The organism is Pseudomonas massiliensis (genome assembly GCF_000826105.1).
In the GTDB taxonomy this organism is placed as follows: domain Bacteria; phylum Pseudomonadota; class Gammaproteobacteria; order Pseudomonadales; family Pseudomonadaceae; genus Aquipseudomonas; species Aquipseudomonas massiliensis.
This window is the reverse complement of sequence record NZ_CCYK01000007.1, coordinates 370,426-385,022: the sequence shown is the minus strand read 5'-3', so window position 1 is coordinate 385,022 and position 14,597 is coordinate 370,426. Positions and strand designations below refer to the sequence as shown.

Sequence of the window (14,597 nt, the reverse complement as noted above, 5' to 3'; positions counted from 1 at the left end):
CCCCCCACGGCAGCGTCAAGGCGCGCCGTCAGGGAAAACCCTTACATATCGGTGATTTACGACACAGATGAGGTGGAAAGCCTGAAAAAGCGAGACAAAACGCCTGGGAAACCCCTTCCGGGCCAGTGGTTTGCGTCAAATAGTTAAAGTGAATTGTGAGAATTAAGATTTTTTCGGTATTACCAGGGAGGGGATACAAACGAAACGGGGACGAAAAGAAAGGTGGAGAGTCGGCCTGTAAGCCGGGTTCTGTCGAGGACAGCCATTCCTCTACGGTGGTCATCACTGAACACCTTTAGCAACCTACCCGGTTCCAGCGCGGGCCACGCCTATGGAACCCTATTTGGTCTTGCTCCGAGTGGGGTTTACCTTGACCACGGACTGTTGCCAGCCGCGCGGTGCGCTCTTACCGCACCTTTTCACCCTTACCGGCGCCGAAGCGCTTAGGCGGTTATTTTCTGTGGCACTTTCCGTAGGCTCGCGCCTCCCAGGCGTTACCTGGCACTCTGCCCTATGGAGCCCGGACTTTCCTCCCCCGCGCATGCGAGCATGCAACGGCAGCGACTGTCCAACCGACTCTCCGGCGGCAAGGTTACCGGCAGCCGCCTTCGGTTACAAGCGATGACAGCCGAGCGAGGCTTGCTAGCGCCTATTTTAGCGGCAGATCATCCTACCCCTGTCGCTCCAGAGCGACCTGGTACAGCAGGTTCTTGCGTACGCCTGTGATCTGCGCCGCCAGGGCGGCGGCTTTCTTCAGGGGCATCTCGGCCAGGAGCAGGTCCAGTACTCGCAGCGCTTCCACACTCAGGGCCTCCTCGCCAGTGGGAGCGGACCAGCCGGCGACCAGCACCACGCATTCGCCGCGCTGCTGGTTCACATCGGTTTCAATGAACGCCTTCAACTCGGCGAGCGGGGCGCTTTTGAGGGTTTCGAAGGTTTTGGTCAGCTCGCGTGCCAGCACTGCGGGGCGCTCAGGGCCGAACACCGCTTCCATGGCCTGGACCGACTCCAGGATGCGATGAGGCGCCTCGTAGAAGATCAGGGTGCGCGGCTCTTCCCGCAGCGCCTCCAGGCGGCTGGTCCGGGCAGCGGCCTTGGCGGGGAGGAAGCCCTCGAAAATGAAGCGATCGGACGGCAGCCCGGCGGCTGATAGCGCGGCGATCACCGCGCAGGCGCCTGGCACTGGCACCACGGGCACGCCAGCCGCGCGGGCCTGGCGCACCAGGTGGTAGCCAGGGTCCGAGATCAAGGGAGTGCCTGCATCGGAAATCAAGGCCACGTCATCGCCAGCTTGCAGCCTGCCCAGAAAGCGGCCGCCGTCCTCTCGCTCGTTATGCTCATGGCAGGCGGCCAGCGGAGTCTGGATGCCGAAGTGCTGGAGCAGGCGCAACGAGTGACGGGTATCCTCGGCGGCTATCAAGGCCACCTGCGTCAATACCCGCAGGGCCCGGGGGGTCATGTCCTCGAGATTACCGATAGGGGTGGCGACCACATAAAGTGTGCCTAAAGTTGAATCAGTCGCGCCTGGGAGGGTCACAGCACACACCTTGGAAGGCCGGAAAAGCGGCCATTGTAACGGCGCGACAGCAGTTTGCCGAATCCCGGCTCGGGGCCTCGTCATCGCGTCGCCGCCGGGCCTTGGGTACAATTGTTCGTCCAACGATCCGTATCAGGAAGATGTACATGACCGGTTGCCTGCGTCCGCTATTTGCCCTATTCCTGGCCATGCTCCTGGCCGCGTGCGCGAGCCAGCCGGGTTCGTCCCTGGGCGAGCTGCCACGCACCGCCAACGCAAGCGTGGATGAGCTGTTGCAGCAGGCCGCGGCGAGCAAGGCGCCAGACGAAGCCGCCTTCCTGCGCCTGAGCGCGGCGAGCAAGGCCATGGAACAACGACAGGACGCCATTGCCACGCAGATTTTCGGCCAGCTGGACCTCAATCAGCTCAAGCCTGCCCAGCAGGTATTCGCCAGCACCCTGCTGGCCGAACTTGCCATGAACCGCAACGACCCCAAGGCTGCGCTCACGGCGCTGAAACATCCGAGCCTCGAGCACCTGGGCGAACTGCCCGTCGACCAGCAGATCCGCACCCAGACCGTTCGCGCCCGGGCCCTGGAGGCTGACGGCCAGGTCTTGGCGGCGGCGCGTGAGCGCATCTTCATTGCGCCCATGCTGCAAGGGGACGCGAGCAGCGCCAACCACGAGGCAATCTGGAAACTGGTGGCAAGCCTGCCGGCCGACCAGCTTCAACCCAGCGGTACCGACGACCTCGCAGGCTGGCTGAGTCTGGCCCAGGTCGCCAAGACGCCCGGCACGCTGGAGCAGCAGAAGGCGGCTATCGAGGCATGGCGCGCGCAGCATGCCAGTCACCCGGCAGCGGTCACCCTGCCGCTCCCCTTGCAACAACTGATGACGGTAACCAACCAGCCGCTGGACCGCGTCGCCCTCCTGCTGCCTCAGCAGGGCCAACTGGCTGGTGTTGCCCGAGCCCTGCGTGACGGCTTCATGGCCGCGCACTACCAGGCCCAGCAGAGCGGCCAGCCGACGCCAGCCATCGAATTGTTCGACAGCTCCCGCGTCACGTCCATGGACGAGTTCTACCGCGAGGCCCAGGCCAAGGGCATCCAGCTGGTGGTCGGCCCGCTGGAGAAGAACCTGGTCAAGCAACTGAGCAGCCGCCCCCAGCTGCCCATCACTACCCTGGCGCTCAACTATAGCGACAGCCCACAGCCGGGCCCGGCGCAGCTCTTCCAGTTCGGCCTCGCCGCGGAAGACGAAGCCCGTGAAGTGGCGCGCCGCGCCCATGCCGACGGCCTGCAGCGGGCCGCTGCCATAGTGCCCAAGGGCGAGTTCGGAGACCGGGTACTGGCGGCGTTCCGCCAGGCCTGGCAAGCCGAGGGAGGCACGCTGGTCGCCGCGGTGCAGATCGACCAGCCGGTCGCCCTGGCGGGGCAGATCGCCGAGCTGCTGCAGGTCCGCCAGACTGGCACCGGTGGTCAGGGCAGTCGCCGCCAGGACGTGGATTTCATCTACATGACCGCCACGCCGCAACAGGCCCAGCAGGTCAAGCCCACGCTCAATTACCAGTACGCCGGCGACATCCCGGTGTATGCCACCTCGCATGTGTACAGCGCCAGCGGTGACCAGGCCCAGTATACGGACCTGAACAACGTACGCTTCTGCGAAACGCCCTGGTTGCTCGATGCGAACAACAGCCTGCGCCAGCAGGTCGCCCGCCAGTGGCCACAGGCGAATACCAGCCTGGGCCGCTTGTACGCCATGGGGGCCGACGCCTACACCCTCGCCCCGCGGCTGGGGCAACTCAAGGCCTTGCCTGACAACCGCATCGACGGGCTTTCGGGAAGCCTGAGCCTGAATACTGCCCAGCGGATCGAGCGCCAGTTGCCCTGGGCTCAATTCACCGGCGGGAGGGTCGAGTCCATGCCATCCAGCGCCCAGTGACCCGCCTGCTTCATCCCCGCCCGGGCCAGCAGGCCGAGGACTGGGCCGAACGCCATCTACAGGCGCACGGGCTGCAACGGCTGGCCCGCAACTGGCGCTGCCGGTACGGTGAACTGGATCTGGTCATGCTGGAGGGGGATACAGTAGTATTCGCCGAAGTTCGCTATCGGCTGCACGCTGGTTGGGGTGGCGCCCTCGGCAGCGTCGACGGCCGCAAGCAGGCGCGAGTGGTTACCGCTGCGGCGCATTTCCTTCAGGAAAACTCCCAATGGGCCGAGCACCCTTGCCGTTTCGATATCGTCGCTATCGAAGGCACTGACCCTCGGGCGCTTGGGCTGACCTGGCTGAAGGATGCCTTCACCAGCTGACACGCACCGGTTTGATCTCATCAAGCATACGCCGCGGCCTGCCCCGGCGTCCCCGCTTCGCGGGCTCAGGTTTCTAAGGTAGACGATGGACATGCAATCCCGGATTCGCCGGCTCTTCCAGGCCAGCATCGACACCAAGCAGCAGGCCATGGAAGTGCTCGCTCCCCATATCGAGCAAGCCAGCCAGGTCATGGTCCATGCCATGCTCAGCGAGGGCAAGGTGCTCGCCTGCGGCAATGGAGGGTCTGCCGGAGACGCGCAGCATTTTTCATCGGAGATGCTCAATCGATTCGAACGGGAGCGGCCGGGCCTGCCCGCCATCGCCCTGACCACGGACGCCTCGACCTTGACGTCCATTGCGAACGACTACAGCTACAACGAGGTCTTCTCGAAGCAGATCCGCGCACTGGGCCAGGCGGGCGACGTGCTGCTGGCGATTTCCACCAGCGGTAACTCGGCCAATATCATTCAGGCCATCCAGGCGGCTCACGACCGGGACATGACGGTAGTGGCGCTCACCGGCCGGGACGGAGGCGGCATGGCTTCGCTGCTGTTGCCCGAAGACGTAGAGATCCGCGTTCCATCACAGGTAACCGCGCGCATTCAGGAAGTACACCTGCTGGCGATCCACTGCCTTTGCGACTTGATCGACAGCCAATTGTTCGGGAGTGAAGAATGAGCCCCATCCGTATCGGCCTCGCGGCCTTGACTGCTTGCATCGCCCTCTCCGGCTGCAGCTCCGTGCTGACTGCCACCCGCGACAAGCCCATCGACGACGACCGTGGCACCCGCACCCTGGGCAGCAAGATCGACGACTCACTGATCGAGACCAAGGTGGCGGTGAACGTAGCCAAGGCCAGCCCTGACCTGGACCAGGGTTCCCATATCGTGGTGACCAGCTACAACGGTGTCGTGCTGCTGGCCGGCCAGACCCCGCGCGCGGACCTCAAGACACTTGCAGGGCAGGCTGCCGGCGCTGTCCAGCGAGTCAAGAAGGTAGAGAACGAACTGCAGGTCGCCCAGCCCTCTTCAATGCTGGCCCGCAGCAACGACGCCTTGCTGACCACCAAGATCAAGACCCAGATGTTCGCGGACAATGCCATTCCGGGTTCACGCATCAAGGTAGTTACGGAAAACGGCATCGTCTACCTGCTCGGCCTGGTTTCCCAGCAAGAGGCAAACCGGGCCACCACCCTGGTGCAAGGCGTCTCGGGCGTCCAGAAGATCGTCAAGCTGTTCGAATACATCGACTGAACAGCCATGAAAAAGGCGACCTCGCGGTCGCCTTTTTCACTTCACTACTTTGAGGCTTGGCCGGCCGCTGGGGCGCGGCGGTTGCCCACCCGACGGCGGCAGATCATCACCATCGGTGTGCTCGCCCTCAAGCTCGACGTCATCCTCGAGGGACGGCACTTCAGGGTCGAACACCATACCCTGCCCGTTCTCACGGGCGTAGATGCCCATGATCGCCCCCACTGGTACATACAAGGAATGGGCGACACCGGAAAAGCGACCTTCGAAGCTCACTGCTTCGTTATCCATCTGCATATGGCGCACCGCGCTGGGCGACACGTTCAGCACGATCTGACCATCAGTGGCAAATCCCTGGGGGACTTGCACGTTACGGTATTCTGCATTGACCAGAATATGGGGGGTGCAATCGTTATCCACGATCCACTCATACAGCGCGCGGACCAGGTAAGGACGACTGGAATTCATCAAGGGCTCCTCTAGAACTAGCGCATTTCACGTTCGGCGGCGGATAGACTCGCCTCAAAAGCTTCACGAGCAAACTGCCGGTCCATGTAGTCAAGCAGCGGCTTGGCAGCCTTGGACAGCTCCACCCCTATCACCGGCAGGCGCCAGAGTATGGGCAGTAGACAGCAGTCCACCAGGCTTTGCTCATCGCTCATGAAGCATGACATCTCGGCGAACAATGGCGAGACGCCGGTCAGGCTTTCGCGCAGGTACTTGCGCGCTTCTGAACGGGCCGCCTCCTTGCTTCGTGGATCGAGCAGCAGATCCACATGACCACACCAGTCACGCTGGACGCGGTGCATCAGCAAGCGCGTGTTGGCCCGAGCCACAGGATAGGCGGGCAAGAGTGGCGGATGCGGGTAGCGCTCATCCAGGTATTCCATGACCACGGTGGATTCATACAAGGCCAGGTCCCGGTCAACCAGGGTAGGCAGGGACCCATAGGGGTTCACATCCATCAGGCCCGCAGGCTGCCGTCCGGGGACGGTATCGATGATCTGCACGGTCACGGCTTTTTCGGCAAGCACGATGCGCACACGATGGGAATAATGGTCGGCCGGGTCGGAATAGCAGGCCAACCGGTTGGCTACGCCCATGGCGATTTCCTCGCTGGAAGCGGATAAACGAACGCGCCCAGGCAAGCCTCGTTCGCGGCGAGCATGGAATGCCCTGGCCACAGACTGAACGTAGGCGCCCCCGGGCGCGCGATAGCCGCGAATCTTACAGCAAAACCGTCGCTAGCGGGCGGGAATGCCAGAACGCTACCGCCGCCTGCAGCATCCGGCAACTGAAAAACACCCAAACGAAAAAGCCCGATTCTTTCGAACCGGGCTTTTCGTGAAGCGAAAGCAGCGAATTAACGCTTGGAGTACTGCGGACGCTTACGCGCTTTACGCAGACCGACTTTCTTACGTTCAACTTCACGGGCGTCGCGGGTAACGAAGCCAGCACGACGCAGGGCGCCACGCAGGGTTTCGTCGTAGGCCATCAGGGCACGAGTGATACCGTGACGGATAGCGCCGGCCTGGCCGCTGACACCACCACCGGAAACGGTGACGTAGACGTCGAACTTGGCGACGTTTTCAGTCAGTTCCAGCGGCTGACGAACAACCATGCGCGCGGTTTCACGACCGAAGAAGGTATCCAGCGGGCGGTTGTTGATAGAAATGTTGCCAGTACCCGGCCGCAGGAATACGCGAGCGGTTGCGGTCTTGCGACGGCCAGTGCCGTAGTTTTGAGTCGCCGACATAGTGAACTATTCCGTTAAATCTTCAGTTCTTGAGGCTGCTGAGCAGTATGAGGGTGAGTAGCGCCCGCATAGACTTTCAGCTTACGGTACATGTCGCGACCCAGCGGGTTCTTCGGCAGCATGCCCTTGACCGCGGTTTCGATGACACGCTCAGGTGCCTTGTCGATCAGCTTGTCGAAAGTGATCGATTTGATACCGCCGGGGAAACCGGAGTGGGAGTAGTACACTTTGTCAGTGGACTTGGCGCCGGTTACACGCACCTGCTCGGCGTTGATCACGACGATGTAGTCGCCAGTGTCAACGTGGGGGGTGTATTCAGGCTTGTGCTTGCCACGCAGACGGCTCGCGATTTCGGTAGCCAGACGACCCAGGGTCTGGCCAGCGGCGTCGACGACAAACCAGTCGCGCTTTACTGTTTCCGGTTTAGCAGTAAAAGTTTTCATTCTTTATAGCCTCAGGGGCCGCCCAGCAAAAATAGACGGCGGAGCTTACTGAATAGTGCTTGCTTTGACAAGGTCAAAGGCAGCCGCATCCAGACGCTTTCGGGGGCTCGGGTCATCGCGTCGGGTCCGGCAAAGGGCCTGTCCGGGGAGGGGCATCACTTCCTCCGCGTGCAGAGCAGGCGAATTATCCGGATTGGCCGGAAAATTTCAAGTTCTTTCGCTAGCCCTGTACGCACGCTCGCCTACTGGACACCAGGCGACAAAAACAAGACGATAGTGCCAAAGCGTGACCGCTATCCCACAAGAACAATGAATATGCGCCCACAGCCCTCTCCCCGCCTCCAGCGGGTCGCGATACTCGTCACACCCAATGTCTTCGCCTCTACCCTGATGCAGGCCAAGGATTTCTTTCATCTGGCGAGCCTGCGCTACGGGCGCGAACTCGGGCTGGGCCTGGTCCCCGCCTACGAGACCTGCCTGCTCAGCGCGGGCGGCGAAGGGGCGCAAACCTTCAGCGGCACAAGAATGGAGGCCGAAGGCGCGCTCGCGGACGCTGACGTGATCATACTGCCGGCCTTCTGGGGGGAGTTCTCGACCGCCTCGCCGGAAACGACCCAGGTGCTACCTTGGCTGCGACAGCAACATGCCAAGGGCGCGGTGTTGTGTGGCGAAGCCAACGGCGTCTTCTGGCTCGCCGAGGCGGGGCTGCTGGACGGCAAGGAGGCGACCACTTACTGGCGCTACTTCGACGCGTTCAGCGAACGGTACCCCAAGATTCGACTGAACCGGGAAAAGCACTTGACCGACGCGGACAACCTTTACTGCGCCGCGGGGCTGACGTCGGCCTGCGACCTTTACGTCTATGTGATCGAGCGCTTCTGCGGCCCTCGCGTTGCGCAAGCGGTGGCGCGGGACATCCTCCACGAGGTCCGGCGAAGCTATGCTCCCGGGCGAATCGGCTTCGGCGGGCAAAAACTGCATCAGGACCTGCAGATCCTCCAGGTGCAGGACTGGCTTGAAACTCACTTCGCCGACAAGTTTCGCTTCGAAGACCTGGCCCGCAAACATGGCATGAGCATCCGTAACTTCATGCGGCGATTCCACTCGGCCACGGGAGACAAGCCCCTGCACTACCTGCAAAGGTTGCGGATCGAAACCGCCAAGGGGTTGCTTTCGGCCAGCGCCAAGAGCATCAAGACCATCAGCTATGAGGTGGGCTACGACGACGCGAGCTTCTTCGCCAGGCTGTTTCGCCAGCACACGGGCGCTTCGCCCAACCAGTACCGCCAGGGCTACCGCGGGGGTACCGCGGCGGCCAGTGCGGCGCGCCTGGCGCAGGCCACCGCCGAGGTCGTCAGTTCAAGGCTTGTGGGCGCGTGAGAGGAACTCATGAGACTGCATTTCCAGCAGCCGGCTGAGAGTACGTTGGAATTCGAAGTTCAAGCGGCCACCGGAATACAGGTCCTTTAGCTCCACTTCAGCCGAGATGATCAGCTTTACGTTGCGATCGTAGAACTCGTCGACCATGTTGATGAAGCGTCGGGCGATATCGTCGGTCGCTACGCCCATCTGTTCCACGCCACTGAGAATCACGGCGTGGAAGATCTTGCCCAGCTCGATGTAGTCGTTCTGGCTGCGCGGCCCGTCGCACAGGGCGCGGAAGTCGAACCAGGCCACATCGTCACAGGTACGCAGCGCGTGGATCTCGCGGTTTTCGATGATCAGAACATCGTTTTCCACAGGCTGGGTGCACTCCGGCGTCAGTGCCCGGAAGCTCTCACGCAGGCTTCTCTCCGCCGCCTCGTTCAGAGGGAAATGGAACAGTTCCGCCTGCTCCAGATGGCGCAGGCGGTAGTCCACCCCACTGTCGACGTTGACCACTTCGGTGTGCTGCTTGATCAGCGCGATGGCGGGCAGGAAACGGGCACGCTGCAGGCCGTCCTTGTAGAGCCCGTCCGGCACGATGTTGGAGGTCGCCACCAGGGTAACCCCATGCTTGAACAATTCCTCCATCAAGGTGCCCAGGATCATGGCGTCGGTGATGTCCGACACGAAGAATTCGTCGAAACAGATCACCCGCGACTCGCTGGCGAATCGCTTGGCGATCAGCGTCAGCGGATTCTTCTCCCCCTTGAGGGTTTTCATCTCCTCGTGGACCCGCTTCATGAAGCGGTGGAAGTGGGTACGGGTTTTTTCCTTGAACGGCAGCGCTTCGAAGAAAGTATCGACCAGATAGGTCTTGCCCCGCCCTACACCGCCCCAGAAATAAAGCCCCTTGATGGGCGCGCTGTCTTTCTTGCCGAAGAGCTTGCCCAGCAGGCCTGGCTTGTGGGTGTCCGCGGCGATCAAATCATCGTAGAGCCGCTGGAGATGGCGCACCGCTGTTTCCTGCGCCGCATCGTGGAAGAAATCAGGACGTTTCAGGTCGGCTTGGTATCGTTCAAGGGGCGTCATAAGTCGTCTACGGGCTGTAAAACCGGGCCGCCACTTTAACGGCGGGCCTGGGGGATGGCAATCGAGGCCGCGACCGATCGCCGCAGCCGTCAGCGCCGGGCCTGCGCGAACAAGACCCGGCGCGCAGATGACCCGCGTTCAGTCCGCCGCGGGCCGCAGGGCCTGCTTCACCGCATCGATGGCAGCATCCCGGGCGGCATCATCGGCATGGGCCGGGCTGCTGGCCACGCACTCGCCATCGAGCCATACCGTGAAACTGTCCGCTTCGACGCGCAGTTCTGGCTCGACCTGCTGCAGTCGCTTGCTTGCCGCGCCTGCTGCCTTGCCATCGGCGAATGGCTGGGAAAGCAACAACTGCTCACCCTCCGCGCTGAGCAGGCGGAAACGGAAGCTGCCGTCGTCCTCGCGGAAGCTGACGAACCGCGCCGCCTTGCCGGCCTTTTTGGGGGTGGTGCCGGTCGCCGCGACCTGGGTACGGAACGAGCGCAGGCCCACCGCTTCGCGCAACTGCTCGAGGAAAGGCGTGGCCACGCGACGCGCCTTGGCGGCACCGGCCAGCAGGATGTCTTCCAGGTCAGCGGGGCGAGCGATCAGTTGCTGGTAGCGCTCGCGCGGCTCGGCAAGGAGGCCGTCGAGCAGTGTGAACAGTTGCTGCTTGGCCTCGCCCCACCCCAGGCCGCCCAGCAGATGCCCGCGGAAGGCTTCGGTCTGGGCCGGAGTCGCGAAGGCGCTGTACAGGGTGAACAGGTGACTGTTGTCAGGATCCTTCGGCTCACCCGGAGCGCGTGAGTCGGTCACGATACGGGCAATGGCGTCCTTGAGCTGCTTGGCCGAGCCGAACAACGGGATGGTGTTGTCGTAGCTCTTGGACATCTTGCGGCCATCCAGCCCGGGCAGGGTCGCTACGCTTTCCTCGATCACCGCCTCGGGGAGTACGAACAGCTCCTGCCCCTGGCCGAACAGATGGTTGAAGCGCTGGCCGATATCACGGGCCATTTCCACGTGCTGGATCTGGTCGCGACCCACCGGCACCTTGTGGGCGTTGAACATCAGAATGTCCGCCGCCATCAGGATCGGGTAGCTGTACAGGCCCATGGACACGCCGGCGTCCGGGTCTTCGCCGGTTTCTACGTTCCTGTCTACCGACGCCTTGTAGGCATGGGCGCGGTTGAGCAGGCCCTTGGCGGCCACGCAGGTCAGCAGCCAGGTCAATTCAGGGATCTCGGGGATGTCCGACTGCCGATAGAAGGTGGCGCGTTCCACGTCCAGACCGCCAGCGAGCCAGGTGGCGGCGATTTCCAGGCGCGAGCGCTGGATACGCTGCGGGTCGTCGCATTTGATCAGGGCGTGGTAATCGGCCAGGAAGTAGTACGAGTCCATGCCAGGCTGACGACTGGCCTCGATGGCTGGGCGGATGGCGCCGGCATAGTTGCCCAGGTGGGGCGTGCCGGTGGTGGTGATACCAGTGAGAATACGGGTGGTCATGGGCAATCGCTTATCGGCTGCGGTCAGGGGGCAAGGCGCGGAAGAACAAGATCTTTCAGGTCGGTGAGTTTGCCATGAAAGAAGTGCCCGCACTCCGCCACTTTGATCAACTCATGAGGACGCTCGAGCCCGGCGGACCATTCGTACACATGGGCAGGCTCGACGACCTCGTCGGCATCAGGCTGGATCACCGTCAGCGGGCACTGCCGCGGCAGCGGTTCCTCGGTACGCAACCGCATCACGGCCGGAGCGCACATGAACAGGTGCTCAAGCGTCACGCCTTGACGTTCCAGCCGTCCGGCCAGGGTGGCCGCCACGAAACCACCGAAGGAAAAGCCCAGGAGTGTCAGCGGCAGACCTGGGTGACGAATGCGTAGCCAGTTGGCGGCGGCATTGGCGTCGTCCACTTCTCCCAGGTCCATGTCGTGGCTGCCGGCGCTGCTCCCCGTGCCGCGGTAGTTGAAACGCAGGGTGATGTAGCCGGCGTCCCGGGCCGTACGCTGCAGCGTGGACATGACCTTGTTGAGCATGGTGCCGCCCTGCTCCGGATTCGGATGGCAAAGCAGCGCCAGGCCTCGCGGCTGGGGAACTTCAAGGTAAAGCGCCTCGAGCTGGCCAACCGGCCCATCGAGCATCAAGGGGTTTTCACGAATGAGCAAGGGTATGAACTCCGTGACCCTGGCCAGGGTCGACTCGTCTAGCTAGTGGTTTGTGCCCGTGGGCAGGCGGTATTGACGCCTTGCGGTATACAGCGCGGGTTCGAGCCGTTAACGTAATGCAAAGTCGTTTACAGAGGAAGGACTCGTGGAACTCTCGCTCTTGGTTTGGTTGCTACCCACACTGGCCCTCGTGGTGGGCCTGGTCGCCGGCTTCCTCATTGCACGCCTGGCCCCTAACGCCGTGCCCGGCGGCACCCAGCGCCAGCTGGATGAGCTGCAGCAGAAATTCGATAACTATCAGCACGAGGTGGTTACCCACTTCAACAGCACAGCGGTGCTGGTCAAGAAGCTGACCCAGAGCTACCAGGAGGTTCAGGAACACCTGGCCGAAGGCGCCAATCAGCTGGCTACCGACGAACTGACACGCCAGCGCCTGTTGGCGGCCCTGCACGCCGAGCCGAGCGCTTCGAGCCGTGACCGGCTGACCCCGCCCAAGGATCATGAAGCGCCGAAGGATTACGCCCCCAAGGGGCCGGACATGCCGGGCATGCTCGACGAGCAATATGGGTTGAAACGCAAGTAAATGAAAAAGGGCCTCGATCGAGGCCCTTTTCGCAGGTGAGCGGCAAGCCCGCGGCGGGTCAGATGACTCCGCGCGCGCGCAATAGCTCGATGACCTGCCTGACGCCTTCCTCGATGCTGAGGGCTTGGGTGTCGATGACCAGGTCCGCGTCGAGCGGTACGTCATAAGGGAAGGACTCACCCGGGATGTTGTCCCCACCGGCGGCGTATAGCCCTTGAGGGTCACGCTCGCTGCAGGCCTGTGGCGAAGCCTGTACATACACGGTCAGCAGGCGATCCCCGATCAGGTCCCGTGCCTGGGCACGGCCTTCGGCATCCGGCGCCACGAACGCCGCCAGGGTCAACAGCCCCGCCTCGTTGAACTGCTTGGCCACATGGGCGGCACGGCGCCAGTTCTCGGTACGGCCAGCCCGGTCCTGCGGCAGCCCCTTGTTCAGGTCATGACGCAGGTTCTGGCCATCGAGTACATAGACCGCGCGCCCCATATCGAAGAGTTTGCGTTCCACCGCATAGGCCAGGGTGCTCTTGCCCGCGCCGGACAGGCCCGTCAACAGCACGGTAGCCGGTTGCTGGCCGAAGCGGCGGACGCGTTCCTCCACACTGACGTGGGCCAGCGCACCGTGAGCGCCAGCGCTGCCATGGGGTATTACGGGCGGAGCGATGATCATGCCCGCCCCTACCGTACCGTTGGTGAGCCGGTCAATGACGATGAAGGCGCCAGTGGTGCGGTTGCTGGCGTAGCCGTCCAGGGCGATGGAGGCGTCGAGCGCCACCTTGACCTTGCCGATCTCGTTCAGCGCCAACGCACTGGCAGCGCCTTGCTCCAGGGTGTTGACGTCTACCCGATGGACGATGCTGGCGATGGAGCCCGGCACGTAGCTGGTCGCCCGCTTGATGTCGTATTTCTTCCCAGGCAGCATCGGCTCTTCAGACATCCACACCAGCATGGCTTCGAACTGATCGGTGACCGGCGGCACGTTGTCGGCATGCACCAGCAGATCCCCGCGGGAGATGTCGATCTCGTCTTCCATGGTCAGGGTAATGGCCTGGCCAGGCCCGGCATGCTCCAGCTCACCTTCGTAGGTGACGATGGACTTGACCCGGCTGCTCTTGCCCGAAGGCAGCACCATTACCTCGTCGCCCTTGTGCACGACGCCGCTGGCCAGGGTACCGGCGAAACCGCGGAAGTTCAGGTTGGGTCGGTTAACGTACTGTACCGGGAAGCGAAGGTCGGTCAGGTTGCGGTCGGCCGCCACTTCCACCGTTTCCAGGATTTCCATCAGCGCGGGGCCGGTGTACCAGGGCGAGCGCTCGCTGCGATTGACCACGTTGTCGCCCTTGAGGGCTGACATGGGCACGAAATGCAGGCTGCTCGGCGTCAGCTGGATCGCCTCGGCAAACTTCAGGTAATCCGCCTTGATGGCCTCGAACACACCTTCATCGAAGCCCTTGAGGTCCATCTTGTTGATGGCCACCACAATGTGCTTGATACCCAGCAGCGAAGCGATATAGCTGTGGCGGCGGGTCTGGGTCTGCACGCCGTAGCGGGCATCCACCAGGATAATGGCCAGGTCGCAGGTGGAAGCACCTGTGGCCATATTGCGCGTGTACTGCTCGTGGCCCGGCGTGTCGGCGATGATGAACTTGCGCTTGGCGGTGGAGAAGTAGCGGTAAGCCACGTCGATGGTGATGCCCTGCTCACGCTCGGCCTGCAAGCCATCGACCAGCAACGCCAGGTCCACCTCTTCGCCAGTGGTGCCGACCTTCTTCGAATCCCGGGTGATGGCCTCGAGGTGGTCCTCGTAGATCATCTTCGAATCGTGCAGCAGACGGCCGATCAATGTGCTCTTGCCGTCGTCGACGTTGCCGCAGGTCAGGAACCGTAGCAGTTCCTTGCGCTCGTGCTGGGCCAGATAAGCGAGGATGTCTTCGCTGATCAGTTCGGATTGATGACTCATCTTGAGCTCCAAGCCGTAAGCTTCAAGCGGCAGGCTTGTAGCGTACGGCTAGTTAGAAATTCTGTTGATCAACCCAGCGAGCATTCTGGAAGCTCGCGGGCTTCGGTAATCCAACCGCAGGCGCTTCTAGGCTGCAAGCGACCCAAGCGGCGATGCAAAAACCGGGAATCCACATCCGGCTT

At 62.6% G+C, this 14,597-nt stretch carries 14 protein-coding genes, 1 other RNA gene and 1 pseudogene; 6 read left to right on the top strand and 10 right to left on the bottom strand.

Annotation, left to right across the window (positions count from 1 at the left end; translation table 11 throughout):
• Positions 1–222 precede the first annotated feature (222 nt).
• An RNA gene (gene rnpB / locus BN1188_RS12630) (RNase P RNA component class A) lies at positions 223–580 on the bottom strand.
• A gap of 90 nt (positions 581–670) precedes the next feature.
• The gene (gene rsmI, locus BN1188_RS12625) at positions 671–1,621 is read right to left on the bottom strand and encodes a 16S rRNA (cytidine(1402)-2'-O)-methyltransferase (RefSeq protein WP_084596216.1); all 951 of its coding nucleotides are present in this window, start codon (positions 1,619–1,621) and stop codon (positions 671–673) included.
• A gap of 62 nt (positions 1,622–1,683) precedes the next feature.
• On the opposite strand from rsmI, the gene BN1188_RS12620 reads away from it, so the two are divergent.
• The 4 genes from BN1188_RS12620 (at position 1,684) to BN1188_RS12605 (ending at position 5,081) form a co-directional block, all read left to right on the top strand.
• A complete protein-coding gene (locus tag BN1188_RS12620) occupies positions 1,684–3,459 on the top strand; it encodes a penicillin-binding protein activator (RefSeq protein ID WP_040261825.1) in 1,776 nt (591 codons plus the stop codon).
• Positions 3,456–3,827 carry a YraN family protein gene (locus BN1188_RS12615; RefSeq protein ID WP_040261824.1) on the top strand — a complete coding sequence of 124 codons (372 nt, stop codon included), beginning with the start codon at positions 3,456–3,458 and terminating at the stop codon, positions 3,825–3,827. Before BN1188_RS12620 ends, BN1188_RS12615 begins: the two co-directional genes overlap by 4 nt.
• An 85-nt stretch (positions 3,828–3,912) precedes the next feature.
• Positions 3,913–4,506 carry a phosphoheptose isomerase gene (locus BN1188_RS12610; protein ID WP_040261823.1) on the top strand — a complete coding sequence of 198 codons (594 nt, stop codon included), beginning with the start codon at positions 3,913–3,915 and terminating at the stop codon, positions 4,504–4,506.
• Positions 4,503–5,081, top strand: a complete 579-nt coding sequence (locus tag BN1188_RS12605) for a BON domain-containing protein (RefSeq protein ID WP_040261822.1) — start codon at positions 4,503–4,505, stop codon at positions 5,079–5,081. Before BN1188_RS12610 ends, BN1188_RS12605 begins: the two co-directional genes overlap by 4 nt.
• A gap of 36 nt (positions 5,082–5,117) precedes the next feature.
• Here the strand turns inward: BN1188_RS12605 and BN1188_RS12600 are convergent, their stop codons facing one another.
• The 4 genes from BN1188_RS12600 to rplM form a co-directional block, all read right to left on the bottom strand.
• The gene (locus BN1188_RS12600; protein ID WP_040261821.1) at positions 5,118–5,546 is read right to left on the bottom strand and encodes a ClpXP protease specificity-enhancing factor; all 429 of its coding nucleotides are present in this window, start codon (positions 5,544–5,546) and stop codon (positions 5,118–5,120) included.
• Positions 5,547–5,563: 17 nt separating this feature from the next.
• Complete coding sequence (locus BN1188_RS12595) at positions 5,564–6,181, bottom strand: glutathione S-transferase N-terminal domain-containing protein (protein WP_040261820.1); 618 nt, start codon at positions 6,179–6,181, stop codon at positions 5,564–5,566.
• 260 nt (positions 6,182–6,441) lie between these two features.
• The gene (gene rpsI, locus BN1188_RS12590) at positions 6,442–6,834 is read right to left on the bottom strand and encodes a 30S ribosomal protein S9 (RefSeq protein WP_040261819.1); all 393 of its coding nucleotides are present in this window, start codon (positions 6,832–6,834) and stop codon (positions 6,442–6,444) included.
• A 14-nt stretch (positions 6,835–6,848) separates the two neighbouring features.
• Positions 6,849–7,277 carry a 50S ribosomal protein L13 gene (gene rplM / locus BN1188_RS12585; RefSeq protein ID WP_040261818.1) on the bottom strand — a complete coding sequence of 143 codons (429 nt, stop codon included), beginning with the start codon at positions 7,275–7,277 and terminating at the stop codon, positions 6,849–6,851.
• Positions 7,278–7,592: 315 nt separating this feature from the next.
• Here rplM and BN1188_RS12580 point away from each other — a divergent pair.
• Positions 7,593–8,576, top strand: a pseudogene (locus BN1188_RS12580) (GlxA family transcriptional regulator); the annotation flags it as partial.
• Between the two features lie 60 nt (positions 8,577–8,636).
• Here BN1188_RS12580 and zapE read toward each other — a convergent pair.
• The 3 genes from zapE to BN1188_RS12565 form a co-directional block, all read right to left on the bottom strand.
• On the bottom strand, positions 8,637–9,731 hold the full coding sequence (zapE, locus tag BN1188_RS12575) for a cell division protein ZapE (protein WP_040261817.1): 1,095 nt from the start codon (positions 9,729–9,731) through the stop codon (positions 8,637–8,639).
• Between the two features lie 138 nt (positions 9,732–9,869).
• Positions 9,870–11,216: a tryptophan--tRNA ligase gene (locus BN1188_RS12570; RefSeq protein WP_040261816.1), complete on the bottom strand. Its 1,347-nt coding sequence runs from the start codon at positions 11,214–11,216 to the stop codon at positions 9,870–9,872.
• A gap of 23 nt (positions 11,217–11,239) precedes the next feature.
• Positions 11,240–11,875 carry an alpha/beta hydrolase gene (locus BN1188_RS12565; protein WP_040261814.1) on the bottom strand — a complete coding sequence of 212 codons (636 nt, stop codon included), beginning with the start codon at positions 11,873–11,875 and terminating at the stop codon, positions 11,240–11,242.
• 145 nt (positions 11,876–12,020) lie between these two features.
• On the opposite strand from BN1188_RS12565, the gene BN1188_RS12560 reads away from it, so the two are divergent.
• A complete protein-coding gene (locus BN1188_RS12560) occupies positions 12,021–12,458 on the top strand; it encodes a Z-ring associated ZapG family protein (protein WP_040261813.1) in 438 nt (145 codons plus the stop codon).
• Positions 12,459–12,516: 58 nt separating this feature from the next.
• Here BN1188_RS12560 and cysN read toward each other — a convergent pair whose 3' ends face one another.
• Positions 12,517–14,415 (bottom strand): sulfate adenylyltransferase subunit CysN, encoded by a 1,899-nt coding sequence (gene cysN / locus BN1188_RS12555; RefSeq protein WP_040261812.1) that lies wholly within the window; start codon positions 14,413–14,415, stop codon positions 12,517–12,519.
• Positions 14,416–14,597 lie beyond the last annotated feature (182 nt).